This window comes from Pseudarthrobacter sp. NPDC058119 (assembly GCF_042884655.1).
Lineage (GTDB): Bacteria > Actinomycetota > Actinomycetes > Actinomycetales > Micrococcaceae > Arthrobacter.
In genome coordinates this window covers 382,770-409,477 of the sequence record NZ_JBHVTN010000002.1, presented here as the reverse complement: position 1 = coordinate 409,477, position 26,708 = coordinate 382,770, and the positions used below count along the sequence as shown (strand labels likewise).

At 67.1% G+C, this 26,708-nt stretch carries 19 protein-coding genes; 12 read left to right on the top strand and 7 right to left on the bottom strand.

Annotated features, from left to right (window positions below; genetic code table 11):
- Nucleotides 1-169: 169 nt before the first annotated feature.
- On the bottom strand, nt 170-5,338 hold the full coding sequence (locus ACFVTD_RS06840) for an Ig-like domain-containing protein (RefSeq protein WP_387560005.1): 5,169 nt from the start codon (nt 5,336-5,338) through the stop codon (nt 170-172).
- 484 nt (nt 5,339-5,822) lie between these two features.
- Here ACFVTD_RS06840 and ACFVTD_RS06835 point away from each other — a divergent pair, with 484 nt between their 5' ends.
- The gene (locus tag ACFVTD_RS06835) at nt 5,823-6,116 is read left to right on the top strand and encodes a hypothetical protein (RefSeq protein ID WP_387560002.1); all 294 of its coding nucleotides are present in this window, start codon (nt 5,823-5,825) and stop codon (nt 6,114-6,116) included.
- Between the two features lie 377 nt (nt 6,117-6,493).
- Here the strand turns inward: ACFVTD_RS06835 and ACFVTD_RS06830 are convergent, their stop codons facing one another.
- From ACFVTD_RS06830 to ACFVTD_RS06815, 4 genes are all read right to left on the bottom strand, one after another.
- A complete protein-coding gene (locus ACFVTD_RS06830; protein WP_387559999.1) occupies nt 6,494-7,690 on the bottom strand; it encodes an adenylate/guanylate cyclase domain-containing protein in 1,197 nt (398 codons plus the stop codon).
- Entirely contained in the window at nt 7,680-8,276 is a 597-nt protein-coding gene (locus tag ACFVTD_RS06825; RefSeq protein WP_387559996.1) for a PH domain-containing protein, read from the bottom strand. The genes ACFVTD_RS06830 and ACFVTD_RS06825 overlap by 11 nt, the downstream gene beginning before the upstream one ends.
- The gene (locus ACFVTD_RS06820; protein ID WP_387559993.1) at nt 8,269-9,177 is read right to left on the bottom strand and encodes a biotin--[acetyl-CoA-carboxylase] ligase; all 909 of its coding nucleotides are present in this window, start codon (nt 9,175-9,177) and stop codon (nt 8,269-8,271) included. Before ACFVTD_RS06820 ends, ACFVTD_RS06825 begins: the two co-directional genes overlap by 8 nt.
- Nucleotides 9,178-9,261: 84 nt before the next feature.
- Nucleotides 9,262-10,149, bottom strand: coding sequence for an SDR family oxidoreductase (locus ACFVTD_RS06815; protein WP_387559991.1), 888 nt, complete (start codon nt 10,147-10,149; stop codon nt 9,262-9,264).
- A gap of 216 nt (nt 10,150-10,365) precedes the next feature.
- Between ACFVTD_RS06815 and ACFVTD_RS06810 the strand changes: the two genes are divergently transcribed.
- The 4 genes from ACFVTD_RS06810 (at nt 10,366) to ACFVTD_RS06795 (ending at nt 15,507) form a co-directional block, all read left to right on the top strand.
- Nucleotides 10,366-11,949 (top strand): acyl-CoA carboxylase subunit beta, encoded by a 1,584-nt coding sequence (locus ACFVTD_RS06810; protein ID WP_387559988.1) that lies wholly within the window; start codon nt 10,366-10,368, stop codon nt 11,947-11,949.
- Nucleotides 11,946-12,179: an acyl-CoA carboxylase subunit epsilon gene (locus tag ACFVTD_RS06805; RefSeq protein ID WP_387559985.1), complete on the top strand. Its 234-nt coding sequence runs from the start codon at nt 11,946-11,948 to the stop codon at nt 12,177-12,179. The genes ACFVTD_RS06810 and ACFVTD_RS06805 overlap by 4 nt, the downstream gene beginning before the upstream one ends.
- A 41-nt stretch (nt 12,180-12,220) precedes the next feature.
- The gene (locus tag ACFVTD_RS06800) at nt 12,221-13,906 is read left to right on the top strand and encodes a DUF885 domain-containing protein (protein WP_387559982.1); all 1,686 of its coding nucleotides are present in this window, start codon (nt 12,221-12,223) and stop codon (nt 13,904-13,906) included.
- Between the two features lie 164 nt (nt 13,907-14,070).
- Nucleotides 14,071-15,507: a dicarboxylate/amino acid:cation symporter gene (locus ACFVTD_RS06795; protein WP_387559979.1), complete on the top strand. Its 1,437-nt coding sequence runs from the start codon at nt 14,071-14,073 to the stop codon at nt 15,505-15,507.
- Nucleotides 15,508-15,603: 96 nt separating this feature from the next.
- On the opposite strand, the gene ACFVTD_RS06790 is transcribed toward ACFVTD_RS06795, so the two are convergent.
- Nucleotides 15,604-16,158: a hypothetical protein gene (locus ACFVTD_RS06790; protein ID WP_387559976.1), complete on the bottom strand. Its 555-nt coding sequence runs from the start codon at nt 16,156-16,158 to the stop codon at nt 15,604-15,606.
- 189 nt (nt 16,159-16,347) lie between these two features.
- On the opposite strand from ACFVTD_RS06790, the gene ACFVTD_RS06785 reads away from it, so the two are divergent.
- From ACFVTD_RS06785 to ACFVTD_RS06760, 6 genes are all read left to right on the top strand, one after another.
- The gene (locus ACFVTD_RS06785; RefSeq protein WP_387559973.1) at nt 16,348-17,037 is read left to right on the top strand and encodes a TetR/AcrR family transcriptional regulator; all 690 of its coding nucleotides are present in this window, start codon (nt 16,348-16,350) and stop codon (nt 17,035-17,037) included.
- 18 nt (nt 17,038-17,055) lie between these two features.
- Nucleotides 17,056-19,578 (top strand): MMPL family transporter, encoded by a 2,523-nt coding sequence (locus ACFVTD_RS06780; protein WP_387559970.1) that lies wholly within the window; start codon nt 17,056-17,058, stop codon nt 19,576-19,578.
- 9 nt (nt 19,579-19,587) lie between these two features.
- On the top strand, nt 19,588-20,232 hold the full coding sequence (locus ACFVTD_RS06775) for a Maf family protein (protein WP_387559967.1): 645 nt from the start codon (nt 19,588-19,590) through the stop codon (nt 20,230-20,232).
- Between the two features lie 130 nt (nt 20,233-20,362).
- The gene (locus ACFVTD_RS06770; RefSeq protein WP_387559964.1) at nt 20,363-22,174 is read left to right on the top strand and encodes an acetyl/propionyl/methylcrotonyl-CoA carboxylase subunit alpha; all 1,812 of its coding nucleotides are present in this window, start codon (nt 20,363-20,365) and stop codon (nt 22,172-22,174) included.
- 8 nt (nt 22,175-22,182) lie between these two features.
- Nucleotides 22,183-22,620, top strand: coding sequence for a YybH family protein (locus tag ACFVTD_RS06765; RefSeq protein ID WP_387559961.1), 438 nt, complete (start codon nt 22,183-22,185; stop codon nt 22,618-22,620).
- Nucleotides 22,621-22,728: 108 nt separating this feature from the next.
- Nucleotides 22,729-23,460 (top strand): glutamine amidotransferase, encoded by a 732-nt coding sequence (locus ACFVTD_RS06760; RefSeq protein WP_387559958.1) that lies wholly within the window; start codon nt 22,729-22,731, stop codon nt 23,458-23,460.
- Between the two features lie 137 nt (nt 23,461-23,597).
- On the opposite strand, the gene ACFVTD_RS06755 is transcribed toward ACFVTD_RS06760, so the two are convergent.
- Entirely contained in the window at nt 23,598-25,007 is a 1,410-nt protein-coding gene (locus ACFVTD_RS06755) for an MFS transporter (RefSeq protein ID WP_387559955.1), read from the bottom strand.
- A gap of 278 nt (nt 25,008-25,285) precedes the next feature.
- Between ACFVTD_RS06755 and ACFVTD_RS06750 the strand changes: the two genes are divergently transcribed.
- Nucleotides 25,286-26,707, top strand: coding sequence for an MFS transporter (locus tag ACFVTD_RS06750; protein ID WP_387559952.1), 1,422 nt, complete (start codon nt 25,286-25,288; stop codon nt 26,705-26,707).
- Nucleotide 26,708 lies beyond the last annotated feature (1 nt).

Sequence of the window (26,708 nt, the reverse complement as noted above, 5' to 3'; positions counted from 1 at the left end):
CTTCCCCAGCAGAGTTGTCACAGCGTTACTTTTCCCTCAGATTGTGTAGCCAGATGGCGGCCTGGTCGCAGGACAGGCAGCAGGCTTCCTTTTCCCCGGGGTAAGCCTACCGAATGGCGGAAACCACCGCGATGGGGACATCTGCCCGGGTTGCGGCCGGGCATGGGGCCTAGCAATGCGGGGCTCCCAGGCCGGCGGGATCGGCAAGCGTGGTGTGCCCGGCTATCACGTAGCGGCCGACGTTGCGTGCCGAACCTAATTCCACCCGCCACCAGCGGACGATGCCGTTGCCGGACCAGTTGTCACTCTGGTCGATGTAGCAGGCCACCATGATGCGGTCCTGGTCCGCCTTGTAGAACCAGGGCGGACTGTCCGCGTTGACGCCGTCACAGTCGAAGTAGGGACTTGGCCGGTAGTTCGATCCGCCCAGGGTGAAGGTGCAGCTCCTGACGAAGTTGGGGTCGGAGGTCTTGATCCGGGTTTCCCAGAGTCCCTGCTTGCCGGCGGTGGCACTGGCGGTAACCACCGCGCTGCCGGTGCCGACGGAGTTGAAGGTCTGGACCGCGATGGTGACGGTGTCGCCAAAGTTGGCCGTGTTGACCGTCCTGCTGCCGGAGGGGGCAACGTTCTCCCAGCCGCCGTTGTTGATCCTGATCCTGGTTTGCGCCACGTCATTGGTGCTGGTGGACGGGGAAGACCAGTTCAGGGTGGCGGACTTCTGGTTGACGCCGCCGTTTTGGCCGGAAGCCGAGGGGGTTCCCGGGGAGCCGAATGGCGTGGCGGTGGCAGGGGCACTGCTGTCTGAGCTCGGTGCCACCGTGGAGTTGGCGATCACGGTGATGCTGACGGCGTTGCCGTTGGTGAAGCCGCCGAGGGTCTGGCCGGGCGTGATGGGCCCGCGGGCGCCGTTGCTTGCGCTGTAGGTGTAGCTGACCTCGTTCTCGGCGGAGCCGTTGCGTTCCGCGGCGGTCAGTGTGCGGAAGTTCACCGTCACTGCACGCCCTGCTCCGCCGGTGTTCGCCGGCGTTGCCGTGACGCCGGAAACAGTGGACAGCTTGCCGGTGGCGCGCCGGGGTGCCGACGGCGGACTGACGGTTCCCTTTCCTGCCTTGTTTTCCGCCTGGACCGTGAAGGTGTAGGCGGCCTCGGAGTTGTTGGCGGTGAAGTTGGCGGTGCGGACGTTGCCGGGGACGGTCTGCGTCTGGGCGGGAGCGTTGCCGCCGCTCATGGTGACGTAGTAGGCGCTGATGGGGTCGCCGTTGGTGTTGGGTTCGGCCCAGGTGACCCGGAGCTGGTTCTGGGTGCCGACGGATGCGGCGACGGCGGACGACGGTGCGGCAGGTGCAGCCGGGACACCGGCGGGATTGTCCTCCGCTGAGTACGTCCCCCAGTCTGACGGGCCGAGTTCGTTGACGGCCTGGGCGCGGACCTTGTACTTCACGCCGTTGGTGAGGCCGGTCCACGTATAGTTCAGCCCGGCGACATCGTTCTTCACCGCGACCCCGCTGGCCGGCGGCGGTGAGATCTCCAGGTTGTAGTGCTTCACCGGTGAGCCCTCGGTCTTGGCCGCGGGCCAGGTGATAGCCATCGTCTTGTCGCCCGCCTTCACCGTGGGGGCCTCCGGCGGTGAGGGCTTCTCGTCCGGCCGGATTTCGTTGGACTGCGGCGAAGCCTGCGAGTCCCCCACCTCGTTGGTGGCCAGCACCGTGAAAACGTACTTCACGTTGTTGGTGAGCCCGCTCAACGTGCAGGTGGTGGTGGGGCACTTCTGTTCGAAGCCGTTGTTTGAACGGACGGTGTACCCGGTGATAGGCGCTCCATTGTCCGACGGCGGCGCCCACTTGAGCACGGCGGTGCGGCTGCGGACATCGGTGGCGCTGGGGGCAGAGGGCGCGTCGGGTTTGCCTCGGACGGTGAGCCGCAGGCGGCCGTCCACCTGGCGGGACAGGTCGCCTGTCTTGTCGGCCACGGTGTAGCGGACCACCATGACGCCCTTGTACCCGTCAGCCGGAGTAACAGTAATGCTGTCTCCCGACACGGAGGGCTGGCCTGCTGCGGAGCCCGTCTCCACGGTTGCGCCCACGATCCGCAGGGGCGTATCCGGGAAGGGGTTGAAGTCGTTGGCCAGGACGTTGACCTGCTCCGTCTTTCCTGCGTTGGCCTTGTCCACCGCGTCGTCGTTGGCCACCGGCAGGGGCCGGTTGGAGGCCACGTGGCGTGCGGTGATGGTGGCACCGACGGCAGGTGACCTGCCGTCGGTGACCTTCACCTGGATGTTTCCGGTGACGCCGATGCCAAGGGAACCGTCCGCAGTAATGGCAAGGGTGCCGCCGTCGACCTTTGCGTTGAAGCCGGCGGGAAGCGTCCCGTCCAGTTCGAAGCGGAGGTTGTCCTTGTCCCGTTCGTCCACGTCCTTGGCCAGCCCGGCGAGGTCAACCGTTGCCGTTTCGGCCTTCGGGACGTCCACGGAGGTGCCGCTGAAGGTAGGCGGGTGGTTGGCGTTGGGGTCCGGGATCACCTTGGTCATGATCACCAGGGTGGCCTTCAGGCCGTTGGGGTCGTCGGGGCCGGAGCCGTCCGTCACCTCGAAAGTGATGGAGCCCGGTCCCACGTAGTCAGGTTTCGCTGAGTAGCGCAGGGCCTTGCCATCGGACTGGATGATGCCTTCCGGTGACCCGCCCTGGACTCGGACGGAGTCGGCCACGGTGATCCTGGCGCTGCGGCCGTTGCGGACGCGGACGTAGTCGGACAGGTCCAGGGTGGCGTCCTTGCCGGACATCACCTCAACCGGATCGGTCTTGGCAAGGGTGGGGTACTGCACGCCCTGGCCGGGGATCCACATCAGGGCGGTGGAGGTGAGGCCATCCACGTCGGTCACCGTGTAAGGGATGAGTTGGTCCTCGGGGGTCAGCGTTACCACCACGTTGCCCGAGCCTCCGGGCCGGACATTCGGGTTGCCGTCGGGAAGGCTGATCTTAAGCTCGGAGGCCACGCCGTCGGCATCGGAATCGTTCTTCAGGACGGGGACGTCCACCGCACTCTTGCCGAGGGTTTCGGCCACCGTCACGTGGTCGTCCTTGGCCACGGGGCGCTTGAGTTCGGCGTCCGGGCTGATCCGGACCCGGATCACGGCGCTTGCGGCGGCCTTCTTGTCGTCCTGGATGCGGTAGCTGATGCTTTCGTTGCCGGCGGTGCCCGGTGCCGTGAACAACACCTTGGCGCCGTCCGTCGCCTCAACCTGCAGGTCGGGCTTGGCCTCGAACCCGTCGGAAACCAGGCTGAGCGGGTCGCCGTCTGGGTCTGAATCGTTGGCGAGGGCCTCCACGGCCACCTTCCGGCCGGGCCGGACATCCACGGCGTCATCCACCGCGATGGGTTTCTGGTTGTTGGCCTCCGGCGGGGCGATCCCCACAATCACTGTCCCGGTGTTTTCGGCGCCGATCCGGTCCCGGACCCGGTAGGTGAAACTGTCGGTGCCGGCAGCGTCGCCGGCGGCCGTGAATTCAAGGTAGCCATCGCGTACGACGGCGGTTCCCATGGCGGGTGCCTTGTCGATGCCGATGAGTTGGACGGAGTCGCCGTCGGCGTCGATCCCGTCCAGCGGCACGGGCACCTTGACGGTCATTCCGGCCACCACGCGGGCGGTCAGGTTGCGGGGCTCGGGCCGGGTGTTCCGGTCATCGTCCCGGGCGCGGATGCGGATGGTCACCTGCTGCGAGTCCACCTGGCCGGAGGCGTTCTGCACCTTGTAGATGGCGTACACGGTTTTCGCTTCGGGCCCGGCCACGAACCGCAGCTGGTCTCCCGCCACGAACATGCGGCCGTCGGCTGCATCGGGCTGTTGGGCCAGGTCCGGGAGGAGGGTGAGCTTTGATCCGTTGGGGTCGGCGTCGTTGGCCAGGACGGGGATGGTGACGACGTCGTTGACCCGGACCGTTGCTTCATCCGGCTTCGCCTGCGGCGCCTGGAGCTTGGCCGGGGCGGGAACCATCAGGACCGCGATCTCGCCGGTGGCCGATGACCGGCCGTTGGACACGGTGTACCGGACCGTCAGCTGGCCCTCGGCACGGATGTCGGTGATCCTGACCACCGAGTGGTCCAGCACGGCCACGCTGACCGGCAGGCTGGCGTCGGCCGTCACTGACTGCACCACCAGCACGCCGCCCGAGGGGTCTGAATCGTTGCCCAGGACGTCCACCAGGACGTCCCCGCCGGTGGGGAGCAGCGCGGTGTCGCGGACGGCGACCGGCGCGCCCTCGTCGGTGCCGGGCACCACGTCAACGCGCACCAGCTGCTGGGCGCTGGCCGGTCCGTTGGTCACCAGGTAGCTGACGTAGTGGGCGCCGAGGGTCCGGGAGTTGAAGGTGAAGGTCTGCTGGTCCGGGTTGAGGGTTGCCGTGGTCTCGGCATCAGGGGTGGCCTGCGCCAGCCGCAGCGTCCCGCCCTGCGGGTCCGAATCGTTCTTGAGCGGGGTGATGACGGTGTCCGTGCCGGCAACGGCCACCACATGGTCGGCGTTCGCGATGGGCGGCAGCGCCCCGGGGCTCCTGACGTCCACGGTGACTTTGCCTTCCGCGGTGGACTGGCCGTCCGAGACCGTCACGGTGAGGACCTTCCGGCCCGGGGCGGCGCCGGAATCCTGGAAGGTCAGCTGGCCGTCGGGGCGGATCCGGGCCTGGTCCAGTGGATCGCTGCTGGACACGGAGACGGCGAAGAGGTCATCGCCGTCTGGGTCCATCCAGTCGGGAAGGATGTTCTGGGTGACCGACTTGCCGGACTGGACCACCAGCGTGGTGTTCCGGTTGGGCTTTTGGCGCGGCGCAGTGTTGGTGCCGGGCGGGATGATGTTGAGCGTGATGTCGGCGGACGCTGAGAGGCCGCGGCCGTCGTCCACGGTGTACTTGAACGTTTCGCTGCCGGTCTTGTCGGCGGGCACGGCCACCTGCAGGCCCGTGGAGCCGTAGATGGGCGAGACGGCTCCGGTTTTGACCCCTTCGGGGGTGCGGACGGTGAGGACGTCGCCGTCGGGGTCGGAGTCGTTGTCCAGGACGGGCAGGATGGTGGTCTTCCCTGCGCGGATGCCGAATTGGTCCGGTTTGGCCACAGGGGCGCTGTTGGGTTTGGTGCGGTCCGGCAGGACGGTCTGCTGGACCTCGTCGGCGGAGTCCTTGTCGGCGTCGTCCGAGGTCTGCTGCGGCGGGATGACGTCGTCCCAGTTGTTGACCAGCTGCATGTTCTGGTTCACCAACCACACATTCCCCGAGTTCACATCATTGAGGACCACCAGGTCCCGGTTCACCCGGAAAACATACGACGGCGACGCACTCGCCTTCGGCACCGCAACATTCTTATCATCACCGTCATCGGCACAATCCCGGACATACTTATTCGCCCCCGACCACGCCGCATGCACACACCCACCCAACTGCACCGGCGCAGCCGGAACACCCTCACCATCAAACGCCACAGTCTTCGCCGTACCGCCATCCAACGGCTGCTTCAACAACGCCTTCCGCGTAGCGACAGCAACGAAATCACTACCCGGCCCCGCCTGCTGCAGCTTCGCATCCCGCGCATCCTCCAACTGCAGCCGCTTACCACCAGGCAAAAACAGGCTCCCCGCAGCAGCATCCAACACCACCGGCCGGTCCCCCACCACCGTCATCTGCAAATCCCCGGCACCCTTAAGCCCATCCCACGTACTGGACTCCGACGACGCCACCCCACCCTCGGCATCAACCCCCGTCACCGTCACCACACCAGTCTTCGGATCCGCCGAATAAATCCGGTCATCAGACCCCACCACCGACACAACGCCCGCAGTGCCGACCAACACCGGCTCCGAAGCTTCCTTATCAAACCCATTCACCGTGGACGGCGACACCGCCCACACCTTCCCCGACGCCGCATCCGTCACCGAAATCGTCCGCGCCCCAAAACTCACATCAGCCGCCCCCGGCAACTGCTTATCCCCACCCAGGCGCATATTCGCCGGCGAAACCTGGTTCAACGTCGAACCCGTCTCATCATCAACAAACACCTCACCGGCATGCTGCAACACATCAAACGTCGACGACGCCGGCGTCACCGCACCATCCAACACCCGCGACGGATAATTCAACCGCCCCACAGCATTCTTCGACTTCGAAACAACCCACACACCACCATCGTTCAACTCCACCTCAGTGGTCTTAAACCCCGGATACAACACAGCACCCGTCACCACCACAGCCACCACAGCACCAAACGCCGTACCGGTGAACCAGCGGGAGCGCGACAGGCGGCGCCACGGAGGCGCGGCGGAAACTGGGGTCTGGGCGCGCGTTTGTCCGCGACGTTTCATGTGTGGAAGTCCCCCGGTAGATCCTAGGCTTCGTGCCTGCAGCCGGCGTCACAGGACCCCGGGCACCACAACGATACCGCTATACGCCAACAAGTGGATAAATTCTTTTCGGTCCGGCCCGGTCCTGCCGGGACGCGAAGCTGCCGGAGCCTAGTCCAGGACCAGGCCCTTGCCGCGGCCGCGGGTGAGGCGGACGGGATTGATCTCGCCAAAGCCGCGCACGTTCTCCGGTTCCTGCGCAATCATGACGAACCGTTCGTCATGTTCCAGGGCAGAAGCCGTCATGGAATCCACCAGGACGGTGCCAGGGTCCGCCAGGGTGGTCAGGCGCGCGGCGAGGTTCACGGTGGGGCCGTAGATGTCGCCCAGGCGGGACAGGATCCTGCCCCATACCATGGCCACCCGGGCCTCCGGCAGGATCTCGTCCTCGGTGAAGGCTTCGGCCAGCGCCAGGGAAATCTCCGCGCCGGCCGCGGGGGTTTCCGCAATGTAGAGGACTTCGTCGCCCACGGTTTTGACCAGCCGGCCGCCGCCCACGGAGATGATCTCGGCACACTTGTTTTCGAAGCGCTGGACCAGCCGTGCGAGTGTCTTTTCGTTCATGCGGCGGGACAGGCTGGTGTAGGAAACCAGGTCCGCGAACCCGACCGCACGGGCCAGGGGCAGCGGCGCGTCGTCCTCGTCGCCTTCGCGGCCTTCTTCGCTTGCCTGCAGCCCGGCTTCGGCGCGGACCGCGAGGCGCTGGACGCCGGCGTTGAGCTGGCGGCGCCAGGAGTACACCAGGACTTCCTCGAGCGCGTCCACCAGCGCGGGAAGTTCGTTGACCAGGCGCTTGCGGGCCACGGCGTCCGTGACGCCCTGCTCGTGGACCATGTCCTCCACCAGCGCTTCGATCTGCCAGACCACCATGCGGTCGGTCATTTGCCCGATTGAGCGGGTCACCGAGATGGCCGCTTCCTCCGTGAGCTTGCCGGCGCGGACCAGGTCCACCACGGTGGACAGGGCCGCCTGGTCGCGTTCGGTGAAGGCGACGTCCTCGTCGCCGAAGTTGGGGAATCCCAGGGCGCGCCAGAGCTTGCGGGCAGAAAGCAGCGAGAGGCCGGCGCCGGCCGCAACTTCACGACGGCGGAGCTTGCGTTCCCCACCCAGGAGGCGGGCTTCGAGCGCCTTCATGGCCAAACGTTCCGCGGACATGGCGCCGGTTGGCGGGTGGCGGTCGACGCCGGGCAGCTCCGCGGCGTCCCCCGGCCCGGTGGCGAAGGGGTCGGCTGAGCCGGCGCCGGGCGACGCGTCAAAGGCGCCGGCTTCGATGCCCTGGACGCGTTCCTGCTGGTCCTCATCGGTCATCCCGTCCACCTTCTCTCATGTCCTCCGGAAATGCACCGGCTGGGTAATACGTCGCGCCGGGCTGGGCCCCACTGTCCTCCGGCAGTTCCCCGATGGCGTCGAGGATGAAGTCACGGAACCGGGCGACCTCGGGCACGTCGCGAAAGGTCACCATGCCCTGGGGCCCGGTTTCCAAGGATATATTCCCGGACCGCACCAATCGCTGCAGCAACGATTCATGGACCGTCAGGTTTCGCACCGATGCCAGGTTCACCTGCTGGTCCCGCCGGTTCAGCAGTCCGTAGCGGGCCACCATCCGCTGGCTGGTCAGTGTGTAGCGGGTGCCGTGCCAGCGAAGGAGCCGCGGCAGGCAGTAGCCCAGCCAAACAGCCGCCGCCGCGAGCACGCAGGCGCCCACCAGCCAGGGCGTCCACTGGCGGCCGAGGCCGGGCGCCACTCGGGCGGCGCCGCCGCGGATAACCCAGGCGCTGGCGAAGGCGGCCAGTGCCGGTGCCAGGACGAAGGCCACGGCGGCACCGGTAAGCTTCCGCGGCTGCGGGCGGGTAGTGACGATGACCTGCTCCCCTGGAACAAGGGACCTACGCATAACCACCCTGCTGCGGCGCGTCCGGCGATGACCAGGGCCGCAGGTGCACCACGTCGCCGGCCGTCACCACATGCTCATGCGAGTCCCGGTCCACCACCAGGAGGGAGCCGTAGTCATCCAGGCGGGAGGCGTGTCCAATGATTTCGTGGTCGCCGGGAAGCTGCGCGCGCACCTGCTTTCCCAGGGTGACCATCACGGCCTCCACCCGCTTGTGCAGCGATGGGCCGCCGGCCATGCCCGCCGCGGGGTCGCCGTCGGCATTGCAGAAACTGCGGTACAGGACCGCAAAGTGGGCCAGGTAGCTTTTTAGCAGCGCCGTGCGGTCGGTGGTGGCGGCACCCTCGATGGCTACGGAGGTGGCGGTGGGGACCGGAAGTTCGTCTTCGCGCAGGTTGACATTGAGGCCGGTGCCCAGGATGACGGGGGGCACGCTGCCGTCCACCATGGGACCAAGCTGGGCCAGGATGCCGGCGATTTTCCTGCCGCGGACCAGGACGTCGTTGGGCCATTTAAGCTCGGCGGGAATGCCTGCCGTTTCCAGGAGTGTTTCGCGCAGGGCCAGGGCTGCGATCAGGGAAAGCCACGAGTAGCTCTGGGTGGGAAGGGGCCTGCCTTCGGCGTTCACCGGCCGCAGGACCACGGAGACCGATACGGAGCTCAGCGGCGGCGCCTCCCAACGGCGGTCCAGCCGGCCCCTTGCCGCGGTCTGGTACTCCGCGGTGAGGACGGAGAGGTCGGGCCAGGCCGCAGGCTCCACGGTGACGCCGCGCAGGAGGTCGGCGTTGGTGGAGCCGGTGGAGTCCACCACGTCGATCCGGGGTATTCCCGCAGCGGAGAGGAAACGCTGGTCGGCCAGGTCCCCTCGGTTCAGGGGGGTACCCGGTGCATGTGCGTCGTCCATAGCTAGATCCTACCGATCCGCGCCTGATCGTACCCAGCCGGTTGCAGTTCCGGAACGGGTTGCTGGGACTGCAGGAAGGCCGCCCTAAAGGAAGATGTCGGGGACCAGCCGGTCTTCCGGTGCTCCCAGGCTGTAGGGGCGGAAATCGGTCACGCCCGCGGCGGCCAGGACCTGCTCATCCGTGTAGAAGTTGCCCGACGGCGGCGCGCCGGCACCGAGATTGCTGCCGGCGAGGAGGGCATGGGCGGCGTCGGCCATGATCTGCGGGCCGCGCGCGGCGAGCACCATGGTGTCGCCGTGGGGCATGTTGCGGATGGCTGCCGTGTCGATCAGGGTGCAGGGCCACAGGGAGTTGACCCTGATCCCGTCAGCCTTCAGTTCCTCGGCCAGGCCCAGGGTGGTCAGGCTCATGCCGTATTTGGCCATGGTGTAGGCAAGGTGCTTTCCAGCCCAGGTGGGATCGAGGTTCAACGGCGGCGAGAGCGTCAGGATCTGCCCCTGGTCCGAGTCACGCAGGGCTGGGAGCGCCAGCTTGGACAGCAGGAAGGTGCCGCGGACGTTGATGTCCTGCATGAGGTCGTACCTCTTCATCTCCACCTTGTCAGTGGTGGACAGATCGATGGCGGAGGCGTTGTTGATGACGATGTCGATGCCGCCGAACCGGTCCACGGCGGCGTCCACGGCGCCGGCCACGTCTTCGTCCCGGCGCACGTCGCCCACCAGGGGCAATGCCTGGCCTCCGGCAGCCACCAGTTCCTCGGCGGCTGTGTACACCGTGCCCGCCAGCTTGGGGTGCGGCTCCCCCGTCTTGGCAAGGAGCACAATGTTGGCGCCATCACGGGCCGCCCGCAGGGCGATGGCCAGGCCAATCCCGCGGCTGCCGCCGGACAGCAGGATGGTCCGGCCCGCCAGGGAACCTGCGGCCCGGTACGGGCTCTCGGAGGCATGCAAAGCATCGTCGCTTGAAGTCATGGGAACACTGTAACCCAACTAAGTTACTGATGAGTAACATAGTGCAGGGGTTGTTGGAACGGCGGAAAATTGTAGGTTCCCTACAGCCGCTGGCGCCCAAAGCGTCACTAGACTTGCCAGCAGGGTTCGTCTTTTGTGTGGATGCTACTTAAACGCTCCGCGAAGCCAGACCCGCCAGCCGACAGAATTAACCTGCTACAGAGCCGGAGACACTTGATGAGCCACGATCTGACAACGACAGCGGGAAAGATTGCCGATTTCCGCGACCGCCAGGCGCGTGCCGAACAGCCTTCCGGCGCCGAGGCCATCGAGAAACAGCACGCCCGCGGCAAGAACACCGCCCGCGAGCGCATCGCCCTGCTGCTGGACGAGGATTCCTTCGTTGAGTTCGACGCCCTGGCGGTGCACCGCTCCACCGCCTTCGGCATGGAAAAGAAGAAGCCCCTGGGTGACGGCCTGGTCTCCGGCTACGGCACCGTCGACGGCCGGCTGGTGGCGGTCTACAGCCAGGACTTCACCGTCTACGGCGGATCCCTGAGCCAGGTCAACGGCGAAAAGATCGTCAAGGTCCAGGAGTTCGCGCTCCGCAACGGCTGCCCCGTCGTCGGCATCCTGGACGGCGGGGGCGCCCGCATCCAGGAAGGCGTCGCCTCGCTGGCCATGTTCGCGGACATCTTCCGCAACAACGTCCACGCATCCGGCGTGGTGCCGCAGGTTTCGCTCATCATGGGCCCCTCAGCAGGCGGCGCGGCCTACTCGCCGGCGCTCACCGACTATGTGGTGATGGTGGACAAGACGTCGCACATGTTCATTACGGGCCCGGACGTCATCAAAACCGTCACCGGCGAGGACGTGGACATGGAAACCCTGGGCGGTGCGCGGCAGCACAACGCCACCACCGGCACGTCCACCTACCTGGCCTCCGATGAAACCGACGCCATCGAGTTCGTGCGCGAACTGCTTGACTTCCTCCCGTCCAACAACCTGTCCGAGGCGCCCGTCCTGGGGCACCAGCAGGAGCTGGAGATCGACGACGACGACCTCGCCCTGGACACGCTGGTCCCGGATTCCGCCAACCAGCCCTACGACATGCGCGCCGTGGTGGAGCAGATCGTGGACGACGGGCACTTCCTGGAAATGCAGGCGCTCTACGCGCCCAACGTGATGATCGGCTACGGCCGGGTGGAGGGCCACACGGTGGGCATCGTGGCCAACCAGCCGCTGCAGTTCGCCGGCACCCTGGACATTGCCGCCTCCGAAAAAGCCGCTCGCTTTGTCCGCCACTGCGACGCCTTCAACATCCCCATCATCACCCTGGTGGACGTCCCCGGGTTCCTTCCGGGCAAGGACCAGGAGTTCCAGGGCATCATCCGCCGTGGCGCCAAGCTCCTGTACGCCTACGCCGAGGCCACCGTTCCCAAGCTCACCGTCATCACCCGCAAGGCCTACGGCGGCGCCTACATCGTCATGGGTTCCAAGAAGCTGGGCGCCGACCTGAACCTTGCCTGGCCCACGGCGCAGATCGGCGTCATGGGAGCCCAGGGTGCCGTGAACATCCTGTACCGCCGCGACCTCGCCGCGGTCGCGGAGAACGGCGGCGACGTGGAGGCCCGGCGCGCCCAGGTCATCCAGCAGTACGAGGAAGAACTCCTCAACCCCTACCAGGCAGCCGAACTTGGCTATGTGGACGCGGTCATCGCCCCTTCGGACACCCGCATCCAGATCATCAAGGGACTGCGCGCCCTGCGTGACAAACGCGCCAGCCTTCCCGCCAAGAAGCATGGGAACATCCCGCTGTGATCCCCGGCCCTGCTGAAGAGAACCTGCCTGCCGCTCCCCTGCTCTCTGTTGTCAAAGGGCAGCCGAACGCCGAGGAACTGGCGGCGCTGACCGCCGTCGTGCTTTCCCTGGGCGCCGGGGAAAATCCCGTTCCTGCCACAGCACCCAGCGTGCGGCACTGGGTCCGGCGGCACCAACTGCGGCTTGCGCCCACGCCGGGCCCGGGCGCCTGGAAACGCAGCCGGGGCTGACGGCTTCAACTTCCCGTCCACGCGCCCGGTAGGCTCGGGGTGTGACTACAGACACCTCTTCCGCCGCGCGCCCGCACACCCGGATCGACGCCGTCGCGGACACGTACACGGACACCCTGATCAGGCTCAACCCGACCTTTGCCACTACCCTTGGCCTGCCGGGATATGAGACGGAGTACCAGGACTTCTCCCCTGCCGGCATCGCAGGATTCGCGGAGGCGGCACGGGCTGCCCTGGTGGCCTTGGAGGGCCTGGAGCCGGAAGACGACGTGGACGCCGTTACCCTGGACGCCATGCGGGAGCGGTTGGGCCTGCAGCTGCTGATCCACGCTTCCGGCTGGGAATATGCGGACCTGAACAACATCGCCTCACCGGCCCAGGACATCCGCTCCATCTTCGACCTCATGCCCACCGAAACCGAGCAAGACTGGGAGCACATCGCCGGGCGCGCGCACAACGTGCCGGCAGCCATCGGCGGCTACACCGAGTCCCTGCGCCTGGCAAGGGACGCCGGGAAGGTGGCCGCTGCGCGCCAGGTGCGGATCGTCATCGACCAGGTGGCCAAGTACGCCGCCGGGGACGGCTTCTTCGCCAAGCTCGCGGCCGGTGCCGCTACCTCCAGCGGCCCGCTGCCGGCGGCCCTGCAGGAAAAGCTCGACGCCGGTGCCGCCGCCGCCCGCGGTGCCTACAGCGGGCTGGCTGAATTCCTGCGCACCGAGTTGCTGCCCGCCGCGCCGGAAAAGGATGCCGTGGGCAGGGCCCGCTACGCCCTCGCTTCCCGGTCTTTCCTCGGTGCGGAGGTGGACCTGGAGGAAACCTACGCGTGGGGCGTCCAGGAACTGGACCGCCTCATCGCCGAACAGGAAGAGGTGGCCAACGCCATCAAGCCGGGGGCTTCCATTGCCGAAGCCAAGGACATCCTCAACAACGACCCGGCAAGGCAGCTGAAGGGCACGGAGGCGCTCCAGCAGTGGATGCAGGATGTCTCGGACAGGGCCGTGGCCGACCTCGCCGGCGTACACTTCGACATCCCCGACGTCATGAAGAAACTTGAGTGCAGGATCGCCCCCACCGACGAGGGCGGCATCTACTACACCGGTCCTTCCGACGACTTCAGCCGTCCCGGCCGCATGTGGTGGTCAGTCCCCGCCGGGGAGGACACCTTCACCACCTGGGCCGAAACCACCACCGTGTACCACGAGGGCGTCCCCGGCCACCACCTCCAGGTAGCCACTGCCACCTACCGGCGGGAGCTGCTCAACAAGTGGCGCCGGAACGTCTGCTGGACCTCCGGCCACGGCGAAGGGTGGGCCCTGTACGCCGAGAAACTCATGCAGGAACTGGGCTACCTGAACGATCCGGGCGACCACATGGGCATGCTGGACATGCAGCGCATGCGGGCAGCGCGCGTGGTCTTCGATATCGGCGTGCACCTGGAACTCGAGATGCCCGGACGCTGGGGAACCGGCACCTGGACTGCCGACAAGGGCTACGCATTCCTGAAGGAAAACCTCCCCATCAGCGAAGGCCAGCTCAACTTTGAGTTCGCCCGATACCTCGGGTGGCCCGGACAGGCCCCCTCCTACAAGGTGGGACAGCGTCTTTGGGAACAGATCCGCGCCGAGCTCGAAGGACGGCCGGGATTCGACCTCAAGGAATTCCACACCAGGGCCCTCAACATCGGCTCCGTGGGACTTGACACCCTCCGCCGGGCGCTCTTGTCTTGACCCTAACCGCGAGATGTTAAGCACACCCTCGCCGGGAATAACTTAACAATTGCCGCTGGATGCCTTGTCATTGCTGGTTTTTTGGTCGCTAAGCCCACTTGCTCGCGCGTAATATTTCTCAATGTTCTTTCGACGTGGTATGAGCGGAGGACTAGCTTGTTCTGGTGAGCACTCAGACAAGCACCCCATCCCCCGCAGGGAAGACCGGATTCCAGCTCCCCAAGTGGGCGGGCTCGTTCGGCTTCCAGATCATTGCCGCCCTCATTGTGGGCCTCGGCCTCGGCCTGCTGGCCAAGTACACAGGCAGCACCAAGACCAACCCCAACGCGCTCGGCGCGACGCTGCAGACCATCGGTTCAAGCTACGTGTCGCTGCTGCAGACCGCCGTCGTTCCCCTGATCTTCACCGCAGTGGTCAGTTCCATCTCCAACCTCCGCCAGGTGTCCAATGCCGCGCGGCTGGCGTGGAACACGCTCCTGTGGTTCGCCATCACGTCCCTGATCGCCGTGCTGATCGGCATGGGCCTTGGCGTGCTGCTGCAGCCGGGCGCCAACACCGGCATCACCGGCGATGCCAAGTACACCGGCAAGTCCGGTGACTGGTGGGCCTTCCTGGTGGGCCTCTTCCCCAAGAACTTCCTCGGCCTGGGTGCCAGCTCCACTGTCGGCGATTCCGGCGCCGTCACCACGTCCGTCAGCTTCAACGTCCTGCAGATCCTGGTCATCGCCATCGCGGTGGGCGTTGCAGCCCTCAAGGTGGGCAAGGCCGCAGAGCCTTTCCTGAACCTCAACGCGTCAGCCCTCGCCGTGATCCAGAAGGTGCTGTGGTGGATCATCCGCATTGCACCGCTGGGCACCATCGGCCTCATCGGCAATGCCGTGGCCGTCTACGGCTGGGACACCATCGGCTCGCTGGGCAAGTTCACCGTGGCCATCTACGCCGGCCTGGTCCTGGTGCTGTTCGTGGTCTACCCCATCCTGGTCCGCAGCCACGGCCTGTCCATCAAGCAGTACTTCTCCGGTGTGTGGCCGGCTGTCCAACTGGCCTTCGTCTCCCGCTCCTCGGTGGGAACCCTGCCGCTGACCCAGCGCGTCACGGAGCGCAGCCTGGGCGTGCCCCGCGCCTACGCCTCCTTCGCCGTGCCGCTGGGCGCCACCACCAAGATGGACGGCTGCGCAGCGATCTACCCCGCAGTGTCCGCGATCTTCGTCGCCCAGTTCTTCGGCATCCACCTGGACTTCAGCCAGTACCTGCTGATCGCCCTGGTCTCCGTCCTCGGGTCGGCCGCCACCGCCGGCACCACGGGCGCCGTGGTGATGCTCACCCTGACGCTCTCCACGCTGGGACTGCCGCTGGCCGGCGTCGGACTCCTGCTCGCCATCGACCCCATCCTGGACATGGGCCGCACGGCAGTGAACGTGGCAGGCCAGGCACTGGTCCCCACCATCGTGGCCAAGCGCCAGGGCATCCTGGACGAAACGCTGTACAACGCACCCCGCAACGGCACCCCGTTCGTGGATGACAGCGACGCCGTGACTGACGCTACGGACGGCACCATCGCCGACACCGCGCCCCGCGAACTGCAGGATGCAAAGTCGTAACACGCGCCACCAAAGAGGGACGTCCCCGGGAAACTCCCGGGGACGTCCCTCTTGTTTATGGGGCTGCGCCTCCGGCCAATAGCCGGCCGGCTGCGGTCAGCGTCCGCCGCCGCCAATCACACCGTTCTGGACGGCCTTGGTCACGGCGTCGGCCTCGGCCTGCGTCAGCTTGCCGTCCGTCACTGCCTTGTCCAGGCGGGTCTTGAGTTCGGCAGCGTGTTCGGATTGCTCCTCACTGCGGATCTCCTGGAGGGCTGCCGTCACCTTGGCCTCGTCGATGCCCAGCGAGGCAGCCAGCGATTTGGCAAGGGCGGCCTCACGGGCGGCGGGGTCGGGCTTTTGGCCGTCGGCCGGCGGCGTGGTGGGCTTGTTGGCTTCGCGGAACGCCTTCAAGGCGTCGGTCACCTTGGCTTCGTCCACGCCGAGTTTCGCCGCCAGGGCTGACGCCTGCTCCATGCCCTTGCCGCCGTGCCTGCCCATGCCGCCATGGCCGGTGCTGGTGCCGTCGTCAGCGGAGGCACTGGAACTCGCGCTCGGCGTGGGGGTGGGGGCGGTGGTGGTGGCCGAGGCCATGCCGGCCACGCCGATTCCTGCACCGAGCGCCAGCGCCGCGGCTGACAGGCCCAGGGTCATCTTCTTCGTGCGGGTCATTTCTTTGTCTCCTCGTTCGCCGTCGGCTGACGGCTGCTGGTGATACGCCTCGCGGCGGGACATTTCCAGCATCGGCCACCAGGTTCAGGAAAGGCTGTCGGGAACCTTTCGTTCTCCTGTGAATCCAACCTTCCCCCCGGCCACGAAGATAAGTTGCATTCAGTGCAAAGTTGCACGTAGTGTAAGTGCGTGCCTGATCCATTGTCCGCCCCGGAAATCCCGCAGGATTCCGGGGCCGCCGCACCCTCCCGCCGCGAGCTTAACAAGGCCGCCACCCGCCAGGCGATTACCGACGCCGCCCTGGGCCTCCTGCGTTCCAAGGGCCCCGGAAACTTCACGGTGGAGGACATTGCCGACGCCGCGGGAATCTCCCGCCGCACCTTTTTCAACTACTTCGGCAGCACCGACGCCGCCCTGGCCTCCATCGTCCACGGCTTCCTGGACAACGCCATCCAGCAGCTGCGCCTCCGCCCGGCGGACGAACCCATGCTGGAGTCGGCCCAGGCCGCCCTGGTTGCCCTGGCCGATCCCAAGGCCATCGAGCCGCTCGCTGAACTGTTCACGCTGACCCAGCAGAGTCCGCTGATGTCCCACACGGAACTTGAGGCCTGGGACCACTGCCGGGCCCAGGTCTTCACCGTCGCCCGCGAACGCCTTGCCGGTACCCCCGGGGAGCGTGACGAACTGTACGTCCACGCCCTGGCCGGCTCCATCATCTCCTGCGGAAAGGCCGCCATGGAGGTCTGGTTCAGCCGGCGCGGCCCGGACCTCACACCCGCCTCCCTGGCTGAACTCCGCCAACTGCTCATCGACGCCATGGCCCTGCTGGGCGCCGGCTTCACCACCACTGCTTTCCCCTCCGCCACCCCTTCCTCCTGATCAGATCGGTCCTCCCGCATGGCACTCCTCCTCTACCGCCTCGGCAAGTTCTCCTACCGCCGGCGCTGGCTTGTCATCTCCCTCTGGCTTGCCGTCCTGGTGGCCGTCGGCGGTTCCGCCGCGGCCTTCCACGGCACGCTGTCCAACAACTTCCAGATCCCGGGCACCGAGACGCAGCGGATCGCGGACAAGCTCAAGCAGGATTTGCCTGCGGCCTCCGGCGGAAGCGCCACGATCGTCTTCGAAGCGCCCGACGGCGGCTTCACGGACGGGAGCCGCGCGGCCGTCACCGACGCGCTCAAGAAGCTGCAAGACCTGCCCGAGGTCCGCGGCACGGTAGATCCGTTCGCCACCCAGGCCCAGGTGGACCAGGCCGGCAAGGCCATCACCGACGGCGAACAGCAACTGGCCGCCGGCCAGGCGCAGCTGGACGCCTCCCGAGCCCAGCTGGAGGCGGGAAAGGCACAGCTTGCCGCGGCTGAGCAGCAGCTCACCGCCGCCGGCGCGCCCGCAGCAGTGGTCGAGGCCCAGCTGGGCCAGCAGAAAGCAGCGCTGGCTGCCGGCCAGGCCAAGCTCGACGCCGGTACACAGGAACTGGAGGCCAACAAGGCCAAGCTGGAACTTGGCAAGCGCCAGGCCCAGGCGGCCTCGGCCATCCGCTTCGTCTCAGCCGACAACAAGGCCGCGGTGGCCCAGGTTCAGTTCAACACCTCCATCAACGGCCTGGCCCCGGCCGTCCGCAAGCAGGTGCAGGAGATTGCCCACGAGACGTCCTCCGCTGGCGTCAAGGCATTTGCCAGCAAGGAAATCACCGAGGACATCTCGGCCCTGTTCGGGACGGCAGAAATCGTCGGCATCGCCGTCGCTGCCCTGGTCCTGATCCTCATGCTGGGTACGCTGATCGCGGCCGGACTGCCGCTGCTGATGGCCATCATCGGCGTCGGTGTAGGCGTAGGCATCACGTTTGCGCTCTCCGGCCTGTTCGACATGAGCTCCATCTCCCCCATGCTGGCCCTCATGCTGGGCCTGGCCGTCGGCATCGACTACTCACTCTTCATCGTCAACCGGCACCGGACCCAGCTCCTCGCCGGCATGGACCCGGAAGAATCCGTGGCCCGGGCCAACGGAACCTCCGGAAACGCAGTGGTCTTCGCGGGCCTCACCGTGATCATCGCCCTGGCTGCCTTGGTGGTCCCCGGGCTGCCGTTCCTCACCGTCATGGGCCTCGCCGCTGCGGGAACCGTGGCAGTGGCGGTACTGGTCGCCATCACCCTGACCCCCGCCATGCTGTCCCTGATCGGCCGCCGCATCATCTCCAAGCGGGCCTGGGCCAAGTCGGAGGCGCACAACGCCGAGCCCGGCCACGAAGCCGCAGATATCGCCGTCGACCGCGAACGAAGCACCCACGGGTGGGGCGGCCTGGTCACCCAGCACCCCTGGATTGCGCTCATCGCCGGCATCCTCCTGCTGGGCACCCTGGCCCTGCCCGCCACCCAGCTCCAGCTGGCACTGCCGGACGGCGGCTCCGAGCCCGTGGAGTCAGAGGCCTACCAGGCCTACGACCTGACGGCACGCAGCTTCGGCGAGGGCGTCACCGGCCCCATCGTGGCCGTGGGCGAGTTCCCCGCGAACCTGGATGCGGCCCAGGCACAGAAGCTGCAGTTCGACATCGCGGACAAGCTCCGCGCCGTGGACAACGTGGTGGCCGCCGTGCCGGTGGCCCTCAGCGAAGACCGCCGCACCGCCGTCTTCCAGGTCATCCCCAAGGAAGGCCCCGCCAGCGCCAGCACGGTCAAGGTGGTCGCAGAACTCCGCGGGCTGAACGGCGAAATCAAGGCCGACTACGACGTCGCCATGGGCCTGACCGGCCAGACTGCCGGCAACGTGGATGTCTCCACCAAGCTCGGCGACGCACTGCCGCCCTACCTGGCGATCGTCGTCGGGCTTTCGCTGGTCCTCCTGCTGCTGGTGTTCCGTTCCATCGTGGTGCCGCTGCTGGCCACGGGCGGGTTCCTGCTGTCCCTGTCGGCCGCCTTCGGCGCCGTCGTGGCTGTCTACCAGTGGGGCTGGCTGGGGAACGTCTTCGATGTGGCCAACCCGGGCGCCGTGCTGAGCTTCCTGCCCATCATCCTGATCGGCGTGCTGTTCGGCCTGGCCATGGACTACCAGGTGTTCATCGCCTCCGGCATGCGCGAGGCCTACATGCACGGGTCGTCCGCCAAGGAAGCTGTCAGGGTGGGCTTCCGGCACGCGGCCGCCGTGGTCACTGCCGCCGCGATTATCATGGTCAGCGTGTTCTCCGGCTTCATCTTCAGCCACCTCACCATGGTCCGGCCGCTGGGCTTCGCGATGGCCTTCGGCGTCCTGTTCGACGCGTTCGTGGTCCGCATGACCATCGTCCCGGCCGTGATGTACCTGCTGGGCGCCAGGTCCTGGTGGCTGCCGCGCTGGCTGGACCGGATCCTGCCGGACGTGGACGTGGAGGGCGCCAAGCTCAACCGCGGCCAGGCCGCACCGGCTCCGGGCGAGCTGGTCCACTAGGCTGAAACCGTGCTCCATCTGATCCTCGCCTCCCAGTCCCCCGCCCGCACCAAGCTCCTGGCCGAGGCCGGCATCCGGCACACTGTGCTGGTGTCCGACGTCGACGAGGCGGCCGTCCAAGAACGGTACGGCGTCACCGACCCGCATGACACCGCCCTGCTGCTGGCCCGGGCCAAGGCTGAGGCCGTCGCGTCCCTTCCGGAGGCGGAGGGTGCGCTGGTGCTGGGCTGCGATTCCGTGTTCGAGTTCGACGGCGAGGCGCACGGCAAGCCCTACACGGCCGACGTTGCGCGCGAGCGGATGCTCCGGATGAGCGGCAGTGCGGGGGTGCTGCACACGGGGCACTGGCTGGTGGACTGCCGGGACAAGGACGACGACGGCAGCGGCGGCCGCGGCTCGGGCGCCACGCTCGGGGCGGTCGCCTCCGCCGAGGTTTCGTTCCTGGACATGGCCCCGGAAGAGATTGACGCCTACATCGCCACCGGTGAACCGCTGCACTGCGCGGGTTCCTTCACCATCGACGGCCTGGGCGGGGCCTTCATCCGCAAGGTCGACGGCGACCCGCACGCCGTCGTCGGCCTTTCCGTCTCGACCCTGCGGGGCCTGCTCGCCGCCGCCAATGTGCGCATCACGGATCTCTGGCCGCCGCGGTAAAGTCGTCCGTTTTCCGCGCCGCTTGTAGCTTACCTACAAAGGAAGACCGCTTTACACGCGGATTCCGCAAGTAATATCGGCGGAACCTCCAAAACCGCGCTAGGCTCCCTGAAGGAAAGAAGGAGACGCCTTGTCAGCAAATTTGGAGCAGTCCGCAGGAACCACGCAGCCGAGCCTCACAAAGGTGCTGATCGCCAACCGCGGCGAAATCGCCGTGCGGATCATCCGGGCGGCCCGGGACGAAGGCATCGCCTCCGTTGCCGTCTACGCTGACCCGGACCGCGACGCACTGCATGTCCGGCTCGCTGACGAGGCCTACGCCCTGGGCGGTGCCACCGCTGCCGAGTCCTACCTGGTGATGGACAAGATCATCGACGCCGCGCGCCAGTCCGGAGCCGACGCCATCCACCCGGGCTACGGCTTCCTGGCCGAGAACGCCGAGTTCGCCGCCAAGGTCATTGCCGCAGGCATCACGTGGATCGGCCCCTCCCCGGACGCCATCTCCGCCCTGGGCGACAAGGTCCAGGCCCGGCACATCGCCGAAAAAGTCGGTGCACCGCTGGTCCCCGGCACCGCCGACCCCGTCGAATCAGCCGACGAAGTCCTGGACTTCGTGGACCGGCACGGCCTGCCCGTAGCCATCAAGGCGGCCTTCGGCGGCGGCGGCCGCGGCATCAAGGTGGCCCGCACCCGCGAGGAAATCCCCGAACTCTACGAATCCGCCGTCCGCGAAGCCACGGCTGCCTTCGGCCGCGGCGAATGCTTCATCGAGCGCTTCCTGGACGCCCCCCGGCACGTGGAAACCCAATGCCTGGCCGACGCCCACGGCAACGTGGTGGTGGTGTCCACCCGCGACTGCTCGCTCCAGCGCCGCAACCAGAAACTCGTGGAAGAAGCCCCGGCACCGTTCCTCACCGAGGACCAGAACCGCCGCCTCTACGAATCCTCCAAGGCCATCCTGAAGGAAGCAGGCTACCTGGGCGCCGGGACGTGCGAGTTCCTGGTGGGCCAGGACGGGACCATTTCCTTCCTGGAGGTCAACACCCGCCTGCAGGTGGAGCACTGCGTCTCCGAGGAAGTCACCGGGATCGACCTGGTCCGCGAACAGTTCCGGCTGGCCCGCGGCGAGGAACTGGGCTACGGCGATCCCGAGGTGCGCGGCCACTCCATCGAATTCCGGATCACCGGCGAGGACCCGGGCCGCAACTTCCTGCCCGCCCCGGGCACGCTCCGCGTCCTGAAGAACCCCTCCGGTCCCGGCGTCCGCGTGGACTCCGGCGTGGAACAGGGCGACGTGATCAGCGGGAACTTCGACTCCATGCTGTCCAAGCTCATCATCACCGGCGCCAGTCGCCCGCAGGCGCTGCAGCGCGCCCGCCGCGCCCTGGAGGAAATGGTGGTGGAGGGCATCCCCACCGTCATCCCGTTCGACCTCGCCGTGGTGACCGACCCCGCGTTCGCTCCCGCCGAAGGCCCGTTCAAGGTCCACACCCGCTGGATCGAAACCGAGTTCAGCAACAACCTGCCGGCGTGGACCCCGGACGCGGCTGCCGACGCCGACGGCTCGGCCGAGGACCGCCAGCGCGTGGTGGTGGAAGTGGGCGGCAAGCGCCTCGAGGTAGTGCTTCCCGCATCCCTTGGAACCCTTGGGACGGGATCCTCCGCCGCCGGCAAGCCCGGCAAGTCCAAGAAGCGGTCGCGTTCCGCGGGCCCCACCGCCGCCACCGGCAATGCCCTGACCTCCCCCATGCAGGGCACCATCGTCAAGGTGGCCGTGGCGCACGGGGACGTTGTGTCCGAAGGCGACCTGGTGGTGGTCCTGGAGGCCATGAAGATGGAACAGCCCCTCACCGCCCACCGGTCCGGCACCATTACGGGCCTGACGGCGACGGCCGGCGAAACGGTGTCCGCGGGCGCCATCATCGCCACCATCGAAGACTAGGAAGCCGAATGCTGGCACCAAGTTTCCAGGAAGAAGTGGCCCGCTACCACCAGGCGGTTCCCGAAATCACCCGGGGCAACACCGCCCCGATCAAGGAACTGTACTCCCGGCTGGACGACGTCACCCTGGCCAACCCGTTCGGTGGGATAGCCCGCGGCTGGGCCCAGGTGGAGGCCCGCCTGGACCAGGCGGCGCGGCAGTTCCGCGACGGCGAGATGCTGGGCTTCGATACCATCACCTCATACACGGCCCGCGACACCGCCTTCCTGGTGGAGACCGAGCACTTCCGGGCACGCCTGGACGGCGCTGCCGCCACGGAGGAGTTCGCGCTGCGCGTGACCAGCATCTTCCGCCGCGAGGAAGGCTACTGGAAGCTGGTGCACCGCCACGCCGACCCGGCAGCGCGGTCCCAGTCCCGCCGGTCGCTGGCGCAGCCCCCGGCCTGAGCCAGCTGCCCAGCCGGCTCCTGCGGGTGCCTGGCGGGGCCAGCTGCCGGAACGGTGCCCGCGGCGGGAATGCTGGCAGGGGGCGCCGCCAGGATGCAGACTTAGCACATGCTGCCTTTCCTGCTCCTGGCCTCCCGCGCGGAAGACGCCGCGGCCGAGGACGAGTATGCCGCCTACCTGAGGTACGGCGGCCTGGAGGAGCGGGAACTGCACCGGGTCCGGCTGGAAGCAGCTCCCCTGCCTCCACTGGACCTCTCCAGGTACTCCGGCGTCATCGTGGGCGGCAGTCCGTTCACCTCCAGTGACCCGCCCGGGCACAAAAGCCCCGTGCAGCACCGGGTGGAGCACGAGCTGGCGGCCCTCCTGGACCAGCTGGTGGCCCGCGACTTCCCGTTCCTTGGTGCCTGCTACGGAGTGGGCACCCTGGGAAGCCACCAGGGTGCCGTGATCGACCGGACCTACGGCGAGCCCCTCGGCGCGGTGGAGGTGGAACTGACCGATGCGGGCCTCCAGGACCCCCTCCTGCAGGGCATGCCCCGAACCTTCACGGCATTGACCGGGCACAAGGAAGCTGTCCGCTCGCTGCCCCCGCACGCCGTCCTGCTGGCACGGGCCGCCACCTGCCCGGTCCACATGTTCCGTATCAGGACCAACCTGTACGCCACCCAGTTCCACCCCGAACTGGACGCCGACGGGCTGGTGACGCGGATCGATATCTACCGGGACGCCGGGTACTTTCCACCGGAATCCGCGGAGGAGCTCATGGCGGCGGCACGGCAATTCACGGTCACCGAGCCCATGGCGGTGCTGAAGAACTTCGTTGCCCGCTACGCGCGGTGAAACCCCGGCAGCCCGCCGTCGTGCGTTCCCGCCCAGTTACCTGGCGCAGAATGCAAAATGCCCGGCGCGTTCCCTGCCATTGCAGGTAACGCGCCGGGCAGCCCAGCCACTAACCGGGCTGGAATGCACACTTGCCGTCAGGCCACGTTGTTCTCGTAGTCCAGGTCGCGGGTTTCACGGGTCAGGAACAGCGCAATCAGGGTCAGCACCGCCATGGCTGTCAGGTAGACGCCCACCAGCACCGGGCTGCCCTTGGCGGCTTCCCACAGGGCGACGGCGATGAACGGGGCCACCGCTGCGCCCAGGATGCTGGAGAAGTTGTAGCTGATGGCCGAGCCGGTGTAGCGGACGTTCGTGGGGAACAGTTCCGGCAGCAGCGCACCCATGGGGCCGAAGGTCAGGCCCATGAGCGAGAACCCGAGGATCAGCAGGCCCATGGTGCCCACGAAGCCGCCGCTGAACAGCGGGACGAACAGCAGGCCGAAAACGAAGATGCCCGCGGTGACCGCCATCAGCATCTTGCGGCGGCCGAACTTCTCGGCCAGCGGCCCGGAGACCAGGGTGAAAATACCGAAGAACACGACGCCGGCAATCAGCATCCAGAGGAAATCGTTGCGGGAGTAGCCCAGGCCGGGAACGAACGCGGCGGCAGCGGCCTCGGACATGGGCTTACCGGCCTTTTCTGCGGCGGCCTGCGCGCCGGCCAGGGTGGGCTTGGTGCCATAGGTCAGCGTGAACGTGGTCATCAGGTAGAACAGCACATACGTGGCCAGCATGATGAAGGTGCCCAGGATCAACTGGCGCCAGCTGGACTTGAAGACGCGGCCCAGCGGCAGCTTGGCCACCTCGTTGGATTCCACCACCTTGGTGAACGCAGGGGTTTCGATCAGCTTGAGCCGGACATAGAGGCCCAGGATCACCATCACGGCGCTAAGCAGGAACGGCACGCGCCAGCCCCAGGCCGCGAAGGCCTCCGGCGTCAGCGTGTAGCTCGCCACCAGGAAGATGACGTTGGCGATGATGAAGCCGATGGGGGCACCGAGCTGCGGGAAGGTGCCGTAGATGGCGCGCTTGTTGGCCGGTGCGTTTTCCGTGGCCAGCAGTGCAGCCCCGCTCCATTCGCCGCCGAGGGCCAGGCCCTGTGCAAAGCGCATGACCACCAGCAGGGCGGGAGCGAGGAACTCCCAGCCCGGAACCAGTGCGGTGGGGAGGCAGCCAATGAGGAAGGTGGCAATACCCATGGTCAGCAGCGAAGCCACCAGCGTGCCCTTGCGGCCGAACTTGTCGCCGAAGTGCCCGAAGATGATCGAGCCGAGGGGGCGGGCAATGAAGGCCACGCCGAAGACGGCAAAGGAGCTCAGCAGCTGCGTGGTTTCGTTCGCGTTGGGGAAGAAGAGCTTCGGGAACACAAGCACGGCTGCCGTGGCATAGACGTAGAAGTCGTAGAACTCCACGGTGGTGCCGATCAGGCTTGCCACGATGACGCGGCCGCGGGAGTTCACCGGCTGGTGCGAACCAGGCACCTTGGTGGTATCGGTGGATGACATGGGTAAACGCTTTCGTGTGACCGGCCGGGTGCAGGCGGTAGTACCTCCCGGCTCGAATAGTTAGAGTTTGATCTTACTTCCCAACGTCCAGTCAATGGACGAAACGTCCACAATGCGGACCTGTGTTGTGCGTCTCATATCCCGGACCCCCGGGACCACCTCACGCCGCCCGGCGGCCCCGGATAGGCAAAAGTCACAGCGCGTTAACAAACCTCGACCGTCCGCGAAACGAGCCGTCCCTACCTTGGAGGAACAACATCCCCCGAAGGAGGTAACCCGTGACTGTTGACCGCACCGTTGATGCCGTATCCGCCAGCGCACAGCCCGGTCCTACCCGCACCACTGACGCCCCCGCCCTTGAATTCCGCCCCGGCCGCTGGATCGCCAACTGGGATGCCGAGAACAAGGATCAGTGGGAAACCGCCGGCCGCGCCATCGCCCGCCGCAACCTGAACTGGTCCATCTTCGCCGAATTCCTCGGCTTCGTCGTCTGGCAGCTGTGGTCCATCGTGGTGGTCCAGCTTCCCGCCGCCGGCTTTACCTTCTCCACCTCGGAAATCTTCTGGCTCATCTCCATGCCAAGCCTGGTGGGTGCCACCCTCCGCATCCCCTACACCTTCATGGTGCCCCGATTCGGCGGCCGCAACTGGACCATCGTGTCCGCCCTGCTGCTCCTGATCCCCTCCACCGGGCTGGCCCTCTGCGTCTCGAACCCGGGCACGCCGTTCGGAGTCATGCTCCTGGTGGCTGCCCTGGCCGGCTTCGGCGGCGGCAACTTCGCCAGCTCGATGGCCAACATCACGTTCTTCTACCCGGCCCGGGAAAAGGGCTGGGCGCTGGGCCTGAACGCCGCCGGCGGAAACCTGGGCGCCGCCGTCGCGCAGTTGGCCGTGCCGATCGTCATCACGCTCCTGGCCGCCGGCACCGTCAACCTCCCCCTGGCGGGCTGGATGTGGGTCCCCCTCATCCTGCTGGCCGCTTTCGGAGCCTTCAAGTACATGAACAACCTCACCAGCGCCAAGGGTGACGTGGCCGGCTCGGTCGCTGCACTCAAGGAACCGCACCTGTGGATCATGGCCCTGCTCTACATCGGCACCTTCGGCTCGTTCATCGGCTTCGCCGGCGTGTTTCCCAAGCTGATCAAGGACTACTTCCCCGCGTTCTCCTCCATCGGAGTGGGAAGCGTGGCCTTGTCCCTGGCCTTCCTCGGCCCCCTGGTGGGTTCGCTGGCCCGTCCCTACGGCGGCCGCATGGCGGACCGCATGGGCGGGGCCCGGATGACCGTGTCTGCCTTCGCCGCGATGGCCGTGATCACGCTGACTATGATCTGGACGCTGCCGCTGAAGAACTTCCTGCTCTTCCTGGTCCTCTTCCTGATGCTGTTCACCGCCAGCGGCTTCGGCAACGGTGCCACCTACCGGATGATTCCGGTCATCTTCGCCACCTCCAGCCGGGCTGCCCGCAACGGTGCAAACCCGGTGGCCACCCAGCGGCTCGCGTCCTCGGCCCTCGGCCTGATCTCCGCGATCGGCGCCTACGGCGGCTTCGTGATCCCCCAGGTGCTGAACGCCTCCAGCACCGCCAGCGGCTCCTACACCCCGGCCTTCTACGGATTCGTCGGCGCCTACGTCCTCATGCTGGCGGTCTGCTGGACCTGCTACATCCGCAACGCCGGCCGGAACGCGATGGGACACGTCTAGC

Coding starts and splice junctions, on each gene's coding strand:
- ACFVTD_RS06830 (WP_387559999.1), bottom strand. CDS start 7,690: ATGACCGATGAGGACCAGCAGGAACGCGTCCAGGGCATCGAAGCCGGC.
- ACFVTD_RS06765 (WP_387559961.1), top strand. CDS start 22,183: ATGCTGGCACCAAGTTTCCAGGAAGAAGTGGCCCGCTACCACCAGGCG.
- ACFVTD_RS06755 (WP_387559955.1), bottom strand. CDS start 25,007: ATGTCATCCACCGATACCACCAAGGTGCCTGGTTCGCACCAGCCGGTG.
- ACFVTD_RS06760 (WP_387559958.1), top strand. CDS start 22,729: ATGCTGCCTTTCCTGCTCCTGGCCTCCCGCGCGGAAGACGCCGCGGCC.
- ACFVTD_RS06780 (WP_387559970.1), top strand. CDS start 17,056: ATGGCACTCCTCCTCTACCGCCTCGGCAAGTTCTCCTACCGCCGGCGC.
- ACFVTD_RS06825 (WP_387559996.1), bottom strand. CDS start 8,276: ATGCGTAGGTCCCTTGTTCCAGGGGAGCAGGTCATCGTCACTACCCGC.
- ACFVTD_RS06790 (WP_387559976.1), bottom strand. CDS start 16,158: ATGACCCGCACGAAGAAGATGACCCTGGGCCTGTCAGCCGCGGCGCTG.
- ACFVTD_RS06815 (WP_387559991.1), bottom strand. CDS start 10,149: ATGACTTCAAGCGACGATGCTTTGCATGCCTCCGAGAGCCCGTACCGG.
- ACFVTD_RS06810 (WP_387559988.1), top strand. CDS start 10,366: ATGAGCCACGATCTGACAACGACAGCGGGAAAGATTGCCGATTTCCGC.
- ACFVTD_RS06820 (WP_387559993.1), bottom strand. CDS start 9,177: ATGGACGACGCACATGCACCGGGTACCCCCCTGAACCGAGGGGACCTG.